The organism is uncultured Neglectibacter sp., from assembly GCA_937958185.1.
In the GTDB taxonomy this organism is placed as follows: Bacteria; Bacillota; Clostridia; order Oscillospirales; family Acutalibacteraceae; genus Acutalibacter.
In genome coordinates this window covers 1-16048 of the sequence record CALFFN010000020.1, presented here as the reverse complement: position 1 = coordinate 16048, position 16048 = coordinate 1, and the positions used below count along the sequence as shown (strand labels likewise).

Annotated in this window: 19 protein-coding genes and 1 tRNA gene; 13 read left to right on the top strand and 7 right to left on the bottom strand. The window is 55.7% G+C overall.

Features of this window, described 5'->3' with window-relative positions:
- Positions 1-13: 13 nt before the first annotated feature.
- A complete protein-coding gene (locus AB8996_RS05575; RefSeq protein ID WP_369297988.1) occupies positions 14-418 on the bottom strand; it encodes a hypothetical protein in 405 nt (134 codons plus the stop codon).
- A 464-nt stretch (positions 419-882) separates the two neighbouring features.
- Here AB8996_RS05575 and dcd point away from each other — a divergent pair, with 464 nt between their 5' ends.
- Genes dcd through AB8996_RS05555 form a run of 4 tightly spaced genes read left to right on the top strand, consistent with a single transcriptional unit; the run spans position 883 to position 3522 of the window.
- Positions 883-1449 (top strand): dCTP deaminase, encoded by a 567-nt coding sequence (dcd, locus tag AB8996_RS05570; protein WP_369297987.1) that lies wholly within the window; start codon positions 883-885, stop codon positions 1447-1449.
- The gene (locus AB8996_RS05565) at positions 1436-2254 is read left to right on the top strand and encodes a hypothetical protein (RefSeq protein WP_369297986.1); all 819 of its coding nucleotides are present in this window, start codon (positions 1436-1438) and stop codon (positions 2252-2254) included. The genes dcd and AB8996_RS05565 overlap by 14 nt, the downstream gene beginning before the upstream one ends.
- 27 nt (positions 2255-2281) lie before the next feature.
- Positions 2282-2740, top strand: coding sequence for a GNAT family N-acetyltransferase (locus AB8996_RS05560; protein ID WP_369297985.1), 459 nt, complete (start codon positions 2282-2284; stop codon positions 2738-2740).
- Between the two features lie 23 nt (positions 2741-2763).
- Complete coding sequence (locus AB8996_RS05555) at positions 2764-3522, top strand: methyltransferase domain-containing protein (RefSeq protein WP_369297984.1); 759 nt, start codon at positions 2764-2766, stop codon at positions 3520-3522.
- A 129-nt stretch (positions 3523-3651) separates the two neighbouring features.
- On the opposite strand, the gene AB8996_RS05550 is transcribed toward AB8996_RS05555, so the two are convergent.
- From AB8996_RS05550 to AB8996_RS05540, 3 genes are read right to left on the bottom strand one after another with little or no spacing between them, the layout of a single operon-like run.
- On the bottom strand, positions 3652-4251 hold the full coding sequence (locus AB8996_RS05550) for a manganese catalase family protein (RefSeq protein WP_369297983.1): 600 nt from the start codon (positions 4249-4251) through the stop codon (positions 3652-3654).
- Positions 4252-4503 (bottom strand): spore coat protein CotJB, encoded by a 252-nt coding sequence (locus AB8996_RS05545; protein WP_369297982.1) that lies wholly within the window; start codon positions 4501-4503, stop codon positions 4252-4254.
- Positions 4500-4703: a spore coat associated protein CotJA gene (locus tag AB8996_RS05540; RefSeq protein ID WP_369297981.1), complete on the bottom strand. Its 204-nt coding sequence runs from the start codon at positions 4701-4703 to the stop codon at positions 4500-4502. Before AB8996_RS05540 ends, AB8996_RS05545 begins: the two co-directional genes overlap by 4 nt.
- Positions 4704-4816: 113 nt before the next feature.
- On the opposite strand from AB8996_RS05540, the gene AB8996_RS05535 reads away from it, so the two are divergent.
- The 7 genes from AB8996_RS05535 (at position 4817) to AB8996_RS05505 (ending at position 9827) form a co-directional block, all read left to right on the top strand.
- A complete protein-coding gene (locus tag AB8996_RS05535) occupies positions 4817-5128 on the top strand; it encodes a hypothetical protein (RefSeq protein WP_369297980.1) in 312 nt (103 codons plus the stop codon).
- 134 nt (positions 5129-5262) lie between these two features.
- Positions 5263-5487 (top strand): heavy-metal-associated domain-containing protein, encoded by a 225-nt coding sequence (locus tag AB8996_RS05530; RefSeq protein WP_369297979.1) that lies wholly within the window; start codon positions 5263-5265, stop codon positions 5485-5487.
- Positions 5488-5545: 58 nt separating this feature from the next.
- Positions 5546-7504 (top strand): methionine--tRNA ligase, encoded by a 1959-nt coding sequence (gene metG, locus AB8996_RS05525; RefSeq protein ID WP_369297978.1) that lies wholly within the window; start codon positions 5546-5548, stop codon positions 7502-7504.
- Positions 7505-7548: 44 nt separating this feature from the next.
- Positions 7549-7875, top strand: a complete 327-nt coding sequence (locus AB8996_RS05520) for a hypothetical protein (protein ID WP_369297977.1) — start codon at positions 7549-7551, stop codon at positions 7873-7875.
- Positions 7876-8679, top strand: coding sequence for a TatD family hydrolase (locus tag AB8996_RS05515; protein ID WP_369297976.1), 804 nt, complete (start codon positions 7876-7878; stop codon positions 8677-8679).
- On the top strand, positions 8676-9302 hold the full coding sequence (locus AB8996_RS05510) for a TatD family nuclease-associated radical SAM protein (RefSeq protein ID WP_369297975.1): 627 nt from the start codon (positions 8676-8678) through the stop codon (positions 9300-9302). The genes AB8996_RS05515 and AB8996_RS05510 overlap by 4 nt, the downstream gene beginning before the upstream one ends.
- A 42-nt stretch (positions 9303-9344) precedes the next feature.
- Positions 9345-9827, top strand: coding sequence for a hypothetical protein (locus tag AB8996_RS05505; protein WP_369297974.1), 483 nt, complete (start codon positions 9345-9347; stop codon positions 9825-9827).
- Positions 9828-9890: 63 nt separating this feature from the next.
- Here AB8996_RS05505 and AB8996_RS05500 read toward each other — a convergent pair whose 3' ends face one another.
- The 3 genes from AB8996_RS05500 to AB8996_RS05490 all read right to left on the bottom strand — a co-directional run bounded on the left by AB8996_RS05500 (position 9891) and on the right by AB8996_RS05490 (position 15143).
- The gene (locus AB8996_RS05500) at positions 9891-12581 is read right to left on the bottom strand and encodes a transglutaminase family protein (protein WP_369297973.1); all 2691 of its coding nucleotides are present in this window, start codon (positions 12579-12581) and stop codon (positions 9891-9893) included.
- 465 nt (positions 12582-13046) lie between these two features.
- Complete coding sequence (locus AB8996_RS05495; protein WP_369297972.1) at positions 13047-14201, bottom strand: DUF58 domain-containing protein; 1155 nt, start codon at positions 14199-14201, stop codon at positions 13047-13049.
- A gap of 3 nt (positions 14202-14204) precedes the next feature.
- A complete protein-coding gene (locus AB8996_RS05490; RefSeq protein WP_369297971.1) occupies positions 14205-15143 on the bottom strand; it encodes an AAA family ATPase in 939 nt (312 codons plus the stop codon).
- A 484-nt stretch (positions 15144-15627) separates the two neighbouring features.
- Between AB8996_RS05490 and AB8996_RS05485 the strand changes: the two genes are divergently transcribed.
- Both AB8996_RS05485 and AB8996_RS05480 read left to right on the top strand, forming a co-directional pair.
- Positions 15628-15837, top strand: coding sequence for a cold-shock protein (locus tag AB8996_RS05485; RefSeq protein ID WP_322181159.1), 210 nt, complete (start codon positions 15628-15630; stop codon positions 15835-15837).
- A 136-nt stretch (positions 15838-15973) separates the two neighbouring features.
- A tRNA-Gly gene (locus tag AB8996_RS05480) sits at positions 15974-16046 on the top strand.
- Positions 16047-16048: the final 2 nt, after the last annotated feature.

Genomic DNA, 16048 nt, shown 5'->3' with positions numbered 1-16048 from the left:
GCTTTTTGTATGTTTATTTGTTGTGCCTTAGAAAACTCTCAAGCGCTTCAATTTTTTCATCAATGCCTTTCATTCGGTCACTTATACCGTTTTGACAGATGAGTTGTTGTGTTTTTAGTGTTTCATTTATCAATTCTTTCTCGCAATGTTTTCGTTCTTGTTTATCAGCTATTTGACAAAGCAGTTCAAATTTCAATGTTGTCTTAGGGTTTTCAATGCTTTCTTTGGTAAAACCCAAATAGTTTGGGTTCTTCTTCAATTCAAATAGATGAGTTGCACAACGAACTAATACAAAAACGGACTCGCCAATGTATAGGGGTGCTACATCGCCATTTGCCTTCACAACGCTTATTTTATAAATCCCTGCTCCGATTGCTTCTGTAAAATTATCTGAAAAGAAGTCAATTTTAATTTTCATAAATAATACTCACCCCTTAATGCTATTTGCAGAATAATTATAACGCCAAGTACCCTATTCCTCTTTCAAGCTTTCACCTTTCTTCAGCATTTTGCCTGCTTTTCCAAGCAGTTATTACGGAAAAAGCCAATGCTCTTTTCGGAAAAGACTGCCGCTGCACCGAAATATTTTTACGTGATATCCCGCAAAAGCCTGAAAGCACACTTTTCTGTCGAATGCCAAGTTTTTCTACGATTCTAGTACAGCACAAACGGTTCAGATTGTCAAGAGAAAGTAAGGAAATTGGTATTTTTTGGACAGCGTCTGACACGGGCAAAGCTAATTATGACCTTGAAACCCCCTGCTTCTTATGGTACTATTTTGAAAGAATAGGCTGCCCGAAACAGCGGGTGGAATATTGACAAAGGCATTCGGAAATTTATGGGGATACTGCCCTGCAGGGATTTCCGCGAAAGGAGCCCGATATGATCTTATCCGACAGGACCATTTTGAAAAAGCTGGAGGACGGTACGCTGAAGATCGCGCCGCTGACGGCGGAACAGATACAGCCTGCCAGCGTGGATATCCGGCTGGGAAACACGTTCAGCGTGGTGGAGGACGCGCCCTCCGGCAGGATCGGGCTGGAAGAAAGAATCAGCTACAGGACCATGCAGACGGACACCTATCTTCTGCTGCCCGGGCAGTTCGTGCTTGCCACAACGATGGAATATTTTGAGCTGCCGGATGACCTGACCGCCTTTGTGGAGGGGCGCAGCTCCCTGGGGAGAATGGGGCTTTTCATTCAGAACGCCGGGTGGGTGGACCCGGGCTTTCACGGGGAGATCACGCTGGAGCTGTATAACGCCAACCGCTGCGCCATCGAGCTGAAGGCAGGCAGGCGGGTGGGGCAGCTGGTCTTTGCTCAAATGGACGCTTCCGCCGCCCGCCCCTATGACGGAAAGTATCAGGGACAGACCGGCGCCACCGGGTCCCGGGTGTATCTGGACGGGGAAAACGGCAAGCCGGGGAGCAGCGAAAATGGAAGCGTATAAGCTGCTTGCAGAGCTGAACCGAAAGGAAGCTTTTTCGGAGAAAATTTCCGATTCGGAAAGGGAAAGCTCAGTATCCGCTTTTCTGGACAGTGCAGCACGGCAGGAAGAGGTCACGGTGTACAAAAAGCGGATGCGGACAGACCCGGGAACAGACGTCCAGTATCCCTTGTATTTTCTGCCGCCGCATAACGGCGGTAAGAAGCTGCGGCTGGTGCAGGGCTATTTGCCCAAAACCAATTTGCTGTATGCGAACCACTATGAGCTGGAAATTCTGCGGCTGCTGCACAAATTTGCGCCGGAAAACCAGATCGTGCTGGATATGGGAAAGCATACTTACGATAGATTGCAGAAGACCTGCTTTGGAAGCGCCTGCGCCCAGGGAGAGTGCATGGCGGCGGGGATCAGCGTCCTGCGTTTCCTTGCGGCTGCCTTTTCGGAGGACAGGGAATGGATCGACGACCTGGTGACAGCATTGGGGGAACAATTCCTTTCCATCGGGAATGGGCAAGCCGCCGTCCAGAACGGGCTCCCGCTCTCCTATCTGCTGATGGCGTTTACCGACGTCAATAACGAAAAGACCCGGGAGCTGATCTCCCGGAAAAAGGAATGGCTCCTGAACCTGCTGCGGCGCGGCTGGATCACGGGGAAGCTGTCGAACGGAAAAATTTCTGAGGGCGACACCTACAACCTGATGTACAAGCACATTCTGCGAAACGCCCTCGGCACTTTGCCGGAGTACGCGGATATTGCAAAGCATACGATTTATGTGGACCCGTCGGACGAAAGGTGCTACTGCGATATTTGACACGCAGCCAGCTTGTGGGAGAACGGTATGGAGATCGAAACAGGGTTTGCATTTTCAGAGGAATTTGACCATATCACGGAGGGAGATATGACCCTCTCCGTGACGCAGAAGTATGGCGGAGACAGGGTGATGCTGCCGTTTTATTACTGGGATATCTTAGTAAAAAACGACTGCGTGGGCAGGATCAGCCTGCGGATCGGCAGAAATTTCCACTCTTACTATAACGGTAATATGGGTTATGAAATTTTCCCCGAATATCGCGGAAACGGGTATGCCGGCAGGGCGTGCAGGCTTGTTTTTCCGGCGGCGCGGTATCACGGCATGAAAGAACTGCTTTTGACCTGCAGTGAGCACAACGCCGCTTCTTATCGCACCATAGAGCGCCTTGGCGCGGAGCTGGTAGAGATCGCTGAAGTGCCGAAGGAATACTTTGCATGGCGCGAGGGCATGGAACGGCAGAGGATTTACCGGGTCAAGCTGGGATAAAGTCAAAATTTCGGAGGTGCCTGATGTCAGACTGGAGCGCAAAGCAGTATTTGAAATTTCAGGAGCAGCGGACGCAGCCTGCGGTAGACCTGGCGATGCGGGTGAGGGAAAGAGACCTAAGGACTATTGCAGATATCGGCTGCGGACCGGGGAACAGCACAGTGGTGCTGAAAAAGCTTTTTCCCGGCGCCCGGATCGTCGGGATCGACAATTCGCCCAACATGATAGAAAAAGCCCGGCGGGAGCACCCGGAGCTGGAATTTTGCCTGTGCGACGCGCTGTCGCTGGACGGCAGGTACGACCTGTTGTTTTCCAACGCCTGCTTGCAGTGGATCCCCCACCATGAAACGCTGATTCCGGCGCTGATGGACAAGCTGGCGCCAAACGGCGTACTGGCGGTACAGATTCCTATGAACGGGGAAGAACCGCTGTTCCGCTTGATTGACGAAGTTGCCGCGGAGCCCCGGTGGGGCTTGCAGAATGTGAAATTGCAGCCCAACGAGACCCTGACGCCCGCAGAATATTTTGATATTCTGTCAGAATGCGTCACGTCTTTTACCCTGTGGGAGACAAAATACTGCCACCCCCTTGCCGACCATCGGGCACTGGTGGAATGGGTCAAGGGTACGCGGCTGCGCCCCTATCTGGGTTTTCTGGGAGAGACCGCCGGGAAAGAATTTGAGGACGAGCTGGTGCGCCGGGCGGAGGAAATTTATCCCGTCCGCAAAAACGGCAGCGTCGTGCTGCATTTCCGCAGATTTTTCTTTCTGGCTGAGAAGTGAAAAGCGGCTCGCGGAGCCGCAGATCGCATTTCTCTAAATTTATGGACAGCAGACCCCCGGCAGGGTTCTCTCCCTGCCGGGGGTCTTTTGCGCGTATTATGGTGGGTTTTGCAGCCGGTTTGGGTCAGGTCACTGCTTGTCGAAGGACGGGTTAAAGGCGTAAAAATTCTTGGAATCCAGCTTGTCGGTGAGGATACGCAGACCCTCTCCAAAGCGCTGGAAGTGTACGATCTCTCTGGCGCGCAAGAACTTAATGGGCTCCCGCACGTCGGGGTCGTCCGCAAAGCGGAGAATGTTGTCATAGCTCATTCTGGCTTTCTGCTCCGCGCTCAGGTCCTCGTGCAGGTCGGCAATGGTATCGCCGGTGACGGCAAAGGTGGAGGCGGAAAAGGGCACGCCGGACGCGGCAATGGGGTACACGCCGGTGGTGTGGTCCACAAAGTAATCCTGGAAGCCCGCTTCCTCGATCTGCTCCGGGGTCAGGTTCCTGGTGAGCTGGTACACGATGGTGCCTACCATTTCCAGATGGCTCAATTCCTCCGTGCCGATGTCCGTTAAAATTGCTCGCAGCTCCGGGTACGGCATGGCGTATCTCTGGCTCAGATACCGAAGCGAGGCGCCGATCTCCCCATGCGGACCGCCATATTGCGTGATGATGATTTTTGCCAGCTTGGGGTTGGGGGTTTTGATGTTGACAGGGTGCTGAAGACGTTTTTCGTATACAAACATTTAATTTGCCTCCTTTTCCCAGGGCCATGGGTCGCTGATCCATGCCCAGCGGCTGGTATTTTGAGGGGTTTCGCCGATGGGGCCGAATTTCTCCTCATACTCCTTGCGGAGCATTCTTGCCCGCTCCCGGCATTCGTCCAGCTTTTTGGACGCTTCGCTGTTATTGGGGTGGGTGTCTAAAAACAGGTGGAGCTCCCAAGAGGCAAATTCCACTGCGTAGATCCTCCGGCGCAGGGCTTCCTTTTCGCTCATCTGGGCTCCCTCCTTCCGCCGAGGAAGGGTTTATCCAGTACGGGGAACAGGGTCCCCGCCTCCAATGCCCGTTCCGCGCTGTGAAGCTGGTTGCTCCACTGCTGGTAGGGCACATATGCCATAGCGGGGACAGGGTCGGGCGGCAGGGGAGTGGGGTCGCTGTACAGACCGCACGCCATGCCGGTTTTTTCTTCTGACAATGTGATTCCCTCTTTCCTTTTTCGATAAGATACGGGGCGGCGCCCGCCGAAGGCAAGCGGTTGCCCGGCAGGTCTTGTCCCTGCTATCAGGGTATGCAGGGAGGGACAGGAGGGTGAAGGCTTTTTCCGTTTTTCTCCGTTGGGATTTCTTTACAAACCTGCAAAAAAGTGTTATGATAACTGTAATTCGCCGCTTGGCGGTGTTCCGAAAAAGTAAATTTGCCGGAAAGCAAGGGACGGACACGAATGCCAGCGGCGGCTCGCCGCTGTGGTCGGCGCATTCAGTGGCGCGCTGCAAAAAAGCAGGTTCACGAGAAAACAAGTGCGTTTTGCCGCTTAGTCGTGGTCGGCATACTCAGCGGCGTACTGTAAAAAGCAGATTCACGAGTAAGAAAGGAAGTTTTGCTGATGAAGGGATATCATAAGCGCAGGGCGATCGTCATTCGCGTGGTTGCGGCTCTGCTGGCACTGCTGATGATCGCCAGCGTGTTTTCCGCGCTGATTTTCAAATAATATTTTAAGAAAACGCGGCACATGCCGCCGAACAGGAGGTTTTTTTATGTTTGGAAAAAAGGACTGGAAAGAAGCTGTCATTCATATTGAGGGAATGCACTGTGCCATGTGCTCCTCCCGAATGCAGAAGGCGTTTACGGACGCCAAAGGCGTGCGTGACGCCGAAGTGGATTTGGAGCAGAAATGCGCCCGTGTGACCTATGACGGGGGCAGACTCACGGAAGATGACCTGAAAAAAATCGTAACGGAAACAGGGTACACGCCTGCTTAATTAGCAATTAGAAGTTAGGAATTCCAGTATCTAGTATCCAGAAGGAGCGAAACGCTTTATGAGCGAAAAAGGAAAATATTATATCACCACCGCCATCGCCTATACCTCCGGCAAGCCCCATATTGGCAATGTCTATGAGATCGTGCTGGCGGACGCCATCGCCCGGTTCAAGCGGCTGGAGGGCTACGACGTGTGGTTCCAGACCGGCACGGACGAGCACGGTCAGAAAAATGAATTGAAAGCGGAAGCCGAGGGCATCACGCCCAAGGAATTTGTGGACAGAGTAGCCGGTATCATCAAGGGACAGTTCGACTTGATGAACGTGTCCTACGACCATTTTATCCGCACCACCGACGACTATCATGAGCGGGAGGTGCAGAGAATCTTCAAAAAGCTCTACGACCAGGGCGACATCTACAAGAGCGCCTATGAAGGCTTGTACTGCACTGACTGCGAATCCTTCTTCACGGAAAGCCAGCTTGTGGACGGTAAATGCCCCGACTGCGGCAGGGAGGTCCACCCCGCCAAGGAAGAAGCCTATTTCTTCAAAATGAGCAAATACGCCCCCCGGCTCATCGACTATATCAATGAGCACCCGGAATTCATTCAGCCGGTCTCCCGGAAAAACGAGATGATGAACAATTTCCTGCTGCCCGGCTTGCAGGACCTGTGCGTCTCTCGTTCCTCTTTCAAGTGGGGCATTCCTGTGGAATTTGACCCCAAGCACGTGGTTTACGTGTGGCTGGACGCACTGACCAACTACATCACCGGCATTGGCTATCACTGCGATGGGAGCAGCACGGAACGATTCCAGAAGGAGTGGCCCGCCGACCTGCATTTGATCGGCAAGGACATCGTGCGGTTCCACACCATCTACTGGCCCATTTTCCTGATGGCGCTGGACCTGCCCCTGCCGAAGCAGGTGTTCGGTCACCCGTGGCTGCTGATGAACGGCAACAAGATGAGCAAGAGCAAGGGGAACACCATCTATGCCGACGATCTGGTAGACGTGTTCGGCGTGGACGCTGTGCGGTATTTCGTGCTGCATGAAATGCCCTATGAGAATGACGGCAACCTGACCTGGGAGCTGGTGACGGAGCGGAACAATTCTGATCTGGCGAACATTTTGGGGAACCTTGTCAACCGCACCATTTCCATGAGCAACAAATATTTCGGCGGCGTGGTGAAAAATTCCGGCGTGACCGAGCCGGTGGACGACGATTTGAAAGCCGTGGTTTCCTCCTGCCGTGACAGGACTGCCGCAAAGATGGCGGACCTGCGGGCGGCGGACGCCATCACGGAGATCATGAACCTGTTCAAGCGCTGCAACAAATACATCGACGAGACCATGCCCTGGTCGCTGGCAAAGGACGAAGCAAAGCTGCCCCGGCTGGAAACCGTGCTGTACAATCTGGTGGATTCCATCTGCGTGGGCGCGTCCCTGCTGCAGCCCTTCCTGCCCCAGACCTGTGAGAACATTTTCCGCCAGCTGAATACCCAGCCCAGAGCGTGGGACGAGCTGGATCAGACCGGGCTGTACCCCAGCGGCGGCAAGGTGACGGAGCAGCCGGAAATCCTCTTTGCCCGCCTGGCGGAAGACGAGGTCATCGCCAGGGCAGAGGAAAAGCGGCTGGCAAACCAGCCTGTCCCCGCCATCGAGGTAGAGCCTCAAACAGAAGAAAAGGTGGATTTTGACACCTTCTGCAAGTCCGATTTCCGCGCGGTAAAGGTGAAAGCCTGTGAAGCAGTGAAAAAGAGCGACAAGCTTCTGCGCTTTACACTGGACGACGGCACCGGCGTGGACAGGCAGATATTGTCCGGCATTCATAAATGGTACGAGCCGGAAACGCTGGTGGGCAAGACGCTCATTGCCATTGTGAACCTGCCGCCCCGGAAGATGATGGGGCTGGAGAGCTGCGGCATGCTGATCTCCGCGGTCCACAAGGAAAAGGGCGAGGAAGCCCTCCATCTGCTGATGGTGGACGACAGTATCCCCGCCGGCGCGAAGCTCTGCTAGACTAGACGCTGGATACTAGATGTTAGAAAGGGCAGAGATTTCGCATGGTTGGGAAAATCATTTTGATGACTTGCTGCTGGGTCTGCGCCGGCATCTTTTTCGGCTTCGGCGTATATTCCGCTCATCGGAAAGAACCCATGTGGTTCTGGTCGGGCAGCAAGGTTCCGACCGAAAGCATTTCTGATATTCCCGCCTATAACCGGGCGCAAAGCGCCATGTGGAAAGTCTACTCCTTGCCCTTCTGGGCTGCCGGAGCCGTTGCTTTTCCCTCTCCCATAGCGGCGGCAATCATTGTTGCTGCCACCTGCGTCTTCGGTATCCCTCTGCTGATTTTTGTTCATGAAAGAATCGAAAAAAGGTACAGGAAATAAATGGAAGAATTGATTTTTGACACCCACGCTCATTATGACGATGAGCAGTTCGACAGCGACCGTGAGGAGCTGCTGGGAAGTATCCTGCCGAATGCCGGGGTCTGCGGTATTATCAATATGGGCGCGGACCTCAAAGGCTGCCGGGACACCATCGCCCTGACGGAGCGGTACGGCTATGTGTACGGCGCGGCGGGAATCCACCCGGAAAATGCCCGAGAGCTGCCGGAGGACTGGCTTTCTCAAATTCGGGAAATGCTCCAAAGGGAGAAGATCGTGGCGGTGGGAGAGATCGGGCTGGATTACCACTGGCTGGACGAATGCCCGAAAGAACGCCAGCAGGAGGTATTTGCCGCTCAGTTGGAGCTTGCGGGCGAGCTTTCCCTGCCGGTGGCAGTCCATGACCGGGAAGCCCATGCCGACACGCTGGATTTTCTGCGGCGCTACCGCCCCCAGGGCGTGGTCCACTGCTTTTCCGGCAGCTGGGAAACGGCGAAGGAGCTTTTGTCTCTGGGAATGTATCTGGGCTTGGGCGGCGTGGTGACCTTCAAAAACGCCAGGCACGCCGTGGAGGTGGCGGAGAAAATACCGCTCTCCCGGCTGCTTCTGGAAACCGACGCCCCCTATATGGCGCCTGTGCCCTGTCGCGGCAAGCGGAACGATTCTTCCCTGATCCGCCATGTGGCGGAGAAAATAGGGGAGCTTCGCGGGGAAACGCCGGAAACCATTTTACGGGCAGCCGAAGAAAATGCCAGACGGCTGTTCCACATTCCAAAGAACGGAGAGATCGGAAAGGAAAGACTATGAGCAGGACAGAACAGAACACCAGTATCGTATACGAATACGAAACCGGGCTTTACATCAATTTGACGAACCAGTGCCCCAACCGCTGCGATTTTTGCCTTCGGCAGAACAGCGTGGGCAGCCTGTACGCGGACAATCTCTGGTATCAGGGCAAGGAGCCCACGAAAGAGGAGATCTGGGCAGAGCTGGAGCGCCGGGACCTGAACAAATACACGGAGATCGTGTTCTGTGGCTACGGAGAGCCCGCCTGCCGCTGGGACGACATGATGTGGCTCTGCGATAAGCTGCGCGCCCACGGCTCTCATTTTATCCGTATCAATACCAACGGTCTTGCGGACCTGATCGTGGGCAGACGGGTCGCAGAGGAGCTGGACGGCAGGGTGGACGCGGTGTCCGTCAGCTTAAACGCCAGTACGGCGGAGAAATACGACAGGCTGTGCCACAGTAAATTTGGCTTGGAAGCCTTTCCGGCTATTCTGCGGTTTACCTCCGGGGCGGTGCTGAATGTTCCCCATGTCCGCATGACGGTGGTCGGCACCATGCCGAAACATGAAATAGAAGCCTGTAAAAAAGTGTGCGAAAGCGTGGGCGCGGATTTCTTTGTCCGGGAATATATCGGCAAGTGACTGCGCACCCTGCTTTTTAAGAAAGGAAAAGAGGTAATTTTTATGAGGAAAATGTTTTTACTGGTTTTGACCGCCGCCCTGCTTCTGGTCTGCACCGCCTGCGGGCAGCCGGCTGAAAGCGTTGGCAGCAGCGGCGGGGAACGCCTCGAAGGAGAGCTTTCCGAGCTGCTCGCAGAGGTGACGAAGGACGCCACCGACCCGGAGCTTTCCCTGCTGGAGACGGAGGTCACCGAGGAGAACTTCTCCTGGTTCCTGTTTATCGACCCCATCGAGGGCGCGGAAGCGATCGTCTCCGAGCCGGCGATCGGCTCCATTGCCCACTGTGTCGCGCTGCTCCGTGTGCCCGATTCTGTGGACGCGGAGGAGGTCAGGGCGGAGATCGAGGAAAAGCTTGACCCCCGGAAATGGGTGTGCGCGGAAGCGGAGAAAACCGCCGTCCTGCGCCGGGGCAATGTGATCCTGATGGCAATGTCGAACAGGGACACCGTGGACAAGGTAGTGGAAAACTTCAACGCCCTGTCCTGATTTGTACGGAAAAGAAAACCCTCTCGAGGAAATTCCCGAGAGGGTTTTTGTGTTGGGAAAATTTCAGAACAGCGCCAGCAGGTACTTGCATTTCAGGCGCTGGTATTTGGGCAGCTCACGGTTCAGCTTCTTTTCCAGATAAGCGACCTGCTCTGCGAGGACTTTCAGCTCTTCCCGGGTCAGGGTGTGATCGCTGAACCGGGCCTTCAGGGCGAGCCCCTCCAGCTCCTCCGGGGGAGAGACCCCGTCGCCGGGCAGGGCGGTGTTCGCCCAGTACAGTCGCAGCAGATGGGAATACAGGCACAGCGCCGCCTTGTTCCTGTCCTTTTGCCGGAATTTTTTCCGGCGGAAGAACAACCGAATGGGGCGCAGCAGTATAATCAGCAGGAGGGGCAGGGAAACCAGCAGGAGGATCAGCAGCAGCCCCGGCAGGGTCATTCGCCCGTCACTGGTGGCAAGCCCCACACCCAGCAGGGAGGTGCTTCCCGGAGAGGGCGAAGGTGTTATGCTGCCAGTGATATTATCAGGGGCAGCGGAAGCGCTCGGCGTGGGCGAGGGTGAGACCGTCGGCAGGGCGCTTTCCGTCGGAGCGGGGGTGGGCGTAGGCGTGGGGCTGCTGCTGGCGGCAGTGAGAGAATCGGTCAAATGGTCATTTTCGCTGGGACCCGTGGCGTTGGCGTAAGCGGCGGGCACCATGGGACCCGCTGGGGTCATCTCCACAGGGACCCAGCCGATACCGCCCCAATACACCTCCACCCAGGCGTGGGCGTTGTAGTCCGGCACGTTGACCCAGCTGCCGCTGCTCCAATTGCCCTCGGAGGCAGTAATGGGCAGGCTGGTAGGAACAGCGTAGCCCTCCGCGTACCGGGCGGGAATGCCCGCCGCCCGCAGCAGCACCGTGGCGGCAGTGGCAAAATGCACACAGTAGCCGGTGCGGCTTTCCGTCAGAAAATACTGGACAAAGTCTTCTCCCTTTGGCAGCGCGGGCGGGGAAAGGGAATAGGTGCACTGCCGCGCCAGCAGCCGCTGTACCTGCTGGAGATAGGATGCCCGGCTTTCCGGCGTTACGGAAGTGGGCAGTCCGTTTTCTTCCGCGTACTCCGTGAGAAAATCGCGAAGGTCATCGGGCAGATGGGTGTATTTGGCATAGACAAATGCGTTGTATTGCTCCAGGGGAGACAATAGCTGCAGGGCTTCGTCTCCCTCCAACTGCTCCTTTGCCCAGTCCGGCGCCTGCCACAGGTCCCAATTCGCCGGGCTTTGCGTCGTGCCCTGTGTCGCGCTCAGGGAGTTTCGCAGGGTGAGCAGGGTGTTCAGCAGCGTTTCCCTGTCCCCAAAGTACCGCTCATTGGCAAAGGCTTCAAAATAGCCGGAAAACCGGGGCGCGTAGTAGGATAAATGCTCCAGGGTCGGCATTGCCACGGCGGACAGGGCATATTCCTCCGTGCCGGAAAACAGATGGGGGGACTGCAAAAAGCCGTCGTCTACATATTCCATGTTGTTGGGCGCGCCCAGGGGAGAGTACAGCCCATAGGGCGAGTAAATGCTCTGGGGATCCTTTCCCAGCTTGCGCACGGACAGGAAATAGGAATAGTGGGGGTCGGTAGAGCCGGGCATGGTCTGCATGAGGTCGGCGGGAAGGGTCTGGGGGTTCTGATCTCCCCACAGCTCCGCCACCAGCTCGGAATCCCGCTCCGGGAGCTTTTCCCAGCTTTCCCCGGTGTAAACGCTGCCCACAAAGCTCTTCAGGTAATCCTTCTGGCTGGTGGGGGATTCCAGAATGGTAGGAATGCCGTTCTGCCATTCATGCCGCACCTGTAAAGCGATCTTCCCGGTAAAATAGCGGTCGCCAAGGGAGGAAAATTCTACCCGTTCGCCGTTTTTTGTGTCGCCCCGGAAGATCGTGTTCAGATTCATGCCCTCAGTCAGCTCCCGCCGAAGGTCGACGATGAACTGCGGGCGCTCATAGGTTTCCGGCGGGGACACGCTGTAGAGGAAGATCATGCACAGCGCCAGAACGGGCAGCAGGGCAAGAGACGCCGGGCGGAAGAACATATCGCCGGAGGATTGGAACGCCACCCCGTTTTCCACCAGCTGACTGCGCTGCCGCAGGGAAGGGGCAGCCAGCAGCAAAAATGCCCAGAACAGCAGCAGGACGCCGAAGCACCAGCGGTTGGGCAGAATGGAAAAGGCAAGGTGCGCAAGCAGGAAGACCCCCGTCAGGCAAAAGGCGCCCAACACGCTTTTGTGCCGGATAAACAGCCAGGAAAGCAGCCAGAAAAAGAGGAACGCCAGAAAGAGGGAAAACACCGTCAGCACGTGGGTCGCCTCGGCGGCAGGCAGCTCCTCCACCGAAAACAGGGGCAGCGGCTCCCGCAGGTTCAGCTTGCCTGAATAGGCGGTCAGCATGGCGTTAGCAGTGCGGAGAAAGCCCTGCAGGACAACGTCAAAGTTCCGCCAGAGGGCAAAGCCCCAGATGGCAAGGGTCATGAGCGGCACCGCCCATCTCCGGCGCTCCGACAGAAACTGCGCCGCGCAGATCAGAACGAAAAATATCCCCAGAAAGGTGAGCTGACCCCAGTACAGCTCGATTTGAAAGGCGGTGTAAAAGCAGCCGAACGCCCCTGCGCCGGCAATCAGGAACAGCACCACAAAGAAGCTGTACGAGTCAAGGACCCCGGGCTTTGGCAGCATGATCCCGGGCTTGTTCAGCAGCGCGGCGGATCGGTTATCCACAGGATCGTTTCGCGGCATTTCAGCTCCCCCCTTTCAGATTTAGTCGTTAGCTTGGTAGTTATTAGTTATTAGTCGTTAGTTGTTAGATTGTCAGTTTTAGTTTTCAGCGGTCGAGTCAGGTGCTTTCCTCCATGCAAAAAGCAGCTTCCCGATTGCCCGCGGCGCAGCCGCTTCACGAGTAAAAAAACGGCGCAGCCACCAAGAAAGTAAAAGATTCTAGTGTTTCTCGGTCGGGTCAGGTGCTTTCCTCCATGCAAGAGAGGTTTCACGATTGCCCGCAGCGCAGCTGCTTCACGAGTGCTTCAAAAAGTAAAAGTCATAGTACCTTTCGGTCGGGTCAGCCACTTTTCTCCATGCAAGAGAGGTTTCACGTGTAAAAAAGCGGCGCAGACACCAAGAAAGTTAAAACTTCTGGTGTTTTCGGTCGGGCCGGTCGCTTTCCTCTATAGAAAGGCAGCTTCCCGATTGCCCGCGGCGCAGCCGCTAGAGATGGTAGCCGTTCAACGCGTCCATGATCTGTCCGGGCTTTACCGTGGTGAGCTCGACGCGGGAGGGCAGGCTTATCTGCAATTTGTCAGGTGATTCCGACGCCAGCAGTATGCTGAGCCGGGCGTTTGGAAGCTGCTGCTGCAAAGAGGAGGCGGTGCTGCCGTCCGGCACGCAGCAAAGGTACAATATGTGAGAGGCTCCGCGGGGCAGCGCCTGTGCGGGAACCGCCTTGCGGGCGTCATTTTTGCCGATTTTCAGCAGCTGCCCCAATACGGGGCGGATCGCTTCCTCACTGGGAATGCTTTCCAGGCAAAATTGGTTTTCCTCCCAGAACGCAGCCTGGTAGGAGACCCCGTGCCGGGAAAGATAGTGGGACAGCGTGGCAAAAATGTCCAGCAGCAGATCGGTTTCCCTGTTTGTGCCGTTCACGTCCAGCACAAACAGAATGTGGTCGGAAATGGGAAGCCCAAATTCCTTTACCAGCAGAGCGCCGCTTTTCTGGGACAGCTTCCAGTGGATCCGGGAGATCTTATCGCCCTCCCGGTATTCCCGCAGGTCGAACAGCTCCGAGGGATCGTCTCCCGGCTTTGTGTGGGAATACCGCTCGCCCTCGCCGCCGGGCAGGAACACCTGTTCCACGGAAAGCTCCGGCTGATAGACCGCGGGATAGAAGGTCACCTGGTACTGGGGGCAGCGGGAAAGGGAAAGGGGAAAAGAAAAAATCCCCATATAGTCGCAGACTTTTCCCCTGCGAAGCTCGCAGAGGACCTGCCCGCAGCAGGGGGAAGAAAGCTGGTGCACCACAGTCATGGCTTTCGGGCTGGCGGTAAAGGTAAAATATTCGTCCTGGGTCTCCCCGGTCAGGGTATTGTGTGTGTGCAGCGTCACGTGGGCGCGCCCGCTGACGAAAGGCAGCCGGCTATCGATAGTCAGCTGCAGCGGCACGCTCTGCCCCTTGTTGACCTCCGCCGCCTCCACCGAGAAGGTCAGGCGCACGCCGAATATGCCGGGCAGGGACACGAGGAGGGAGATCCAGGGCAGCGCCAGCGTGACCAGAAAGACATAATGGGAAATATACCCGTTATAGCATACAAAAAACAGGGCGGCGCCCAGCAGGACGGCAAGATAGGTCAGTCTGTTTTTCAGCATAGCTCATCTCACCAGCTTGGGGGCAGGAACGGATTTCAGTGTTTCCGCCAAGATACTGCGCAGGTCGATGCCGTTCACGGCAGCCTGGGGGGAGGGAATAATGCGGTGCTCCATCACATTCAGGAACAGCAGGTTGATGTCGCCGGGGATCAGATAATCCCTGCCCGCCATCCAGGCGGACGCCTTTGCAGCCCGAACCAGCGCCCCGCCGGCTCTGGGGCTTGCGCCGATGCGCAGCATGGGCCTCTCCCGGGTGGCGGCGCAGAGCCGGGCAACGTACTGGTACAGCTCGTCCGACACGTGTATACAGGCGGCTTCCGCCTGCATTTGCTGCAGGTCCCGGGCGCTGCACACGGTCTGCACCCGGTCGATGGGTCTGCCCCCGGCGGTCTGCTTCAAAATTTTGATTTCCTGTTCCAAATCGGGATAGCCGATGGAAAGCCGCATCATAAAGCGGTCCAGCTGGGATTCCGGCAAAGGCTGGGTGCCCGCGGAGCCCAGCGGGTTCTGGGTGGCGATGACAGTATAGGGCTGGGGCAGGGGATAAGAAACCCCGTCTACCGTGACCTGCCCCTCTTCCATTGCCTCCAGCAGGGCGCTTTGGGTCTTGGCACTGGTGCGGTTGATCTCATCTGCCAGGAACAGATTGCACATTGCCGCGCCCGGGCGGTACTCAAAGTCTCCCTTTGCCTGATTGTAAACGGAGAAGCCCACCACGTCCGCAGGCATGACCTCCGGCGTGAACTGCACCCGGTTGAACTGCAGGCCCATAGCTCTGGCAAGCGCCAGCGCCAGCGTGGTCTTACCCATGCCGGGGTTGTCCTCCAACAGAATATGTCCCTGTGCCAGTATCGCCATCATCACCTTGCAGATGACGGTATCCTTGCCGACAATGACCTTGCGCACTTCATTGATGACGCTGAGCGCCTGAGGCTGAATCATAAAAGGACCACCTTACGTTTCTTTCTTTTAGACCGTGCCTGTCCGATACCAGGTTCCGTTCCTAAAATTTAGCATAGCTGCCCGAAAAGGGGAAGTTCCAAAAGGTTTTCCAGTGATAACCTTTTCGTTAGGACAGAGACGCAAAACCCAAACTGCCCGCTTGCCAACAGCAGGTAATATTCAGTATAACATAAATGGGCGGAAAACACCAGAGAAGGCAGGAAAATTTACAAAGCCCCGCAGACAGCAAAATAAATTTTGAAAAACCTGTTGACATTATCCCCTGGGGGTGGTATAGTAACAGTGTATTCTGATAGCACGAAGATGAACTCACAGTTTTTGTAAGTCATTGAACGTCTGATGATTTACACAAGCTGTGAGCTTTTTTTAGCCGGGGTTTCCCGGATGGGCTCGGAGCGCAGGGAGTTTTCCCAGTGATACGGCGCAGCTATGCCGGATACAATTTTTTATGGAGGTGCCGAACATGAACGGTACAGTCAAATGGTTCAACGCAGAAAAAGGTTATGGATTCATCTCTAACGATGAGGGCGGCGAGGATGTTTTTGTACATTTCTCCGCGATCCAGTGCGAAGGCTTCAAGACTCTGGAGGAAGGTCAGAAAGTGACCTTCGAGACTGAGCCCGATCCCAAGAACAGCGAAAAGCTGCGGGCAGTCAACGTCCAGAAGATCTGATTTTCAGCATTTTCGGATCATGCAGCCGGGTCTTTCCTCAGGGAGAGACCCGGCTTTTGTATCTTTTTGCAAAAAATCCGAAATTTTCAGTTGACAAACCCGACTTTCTTCGATATAATAAATAGCGTTCTGATATGCGGACGTAGCTCATCTGGTAGAGCGCCACCTTGCCAAGGTGGAGGTAGCGAGTTCGAGCCTCGTCGTCCGCTCC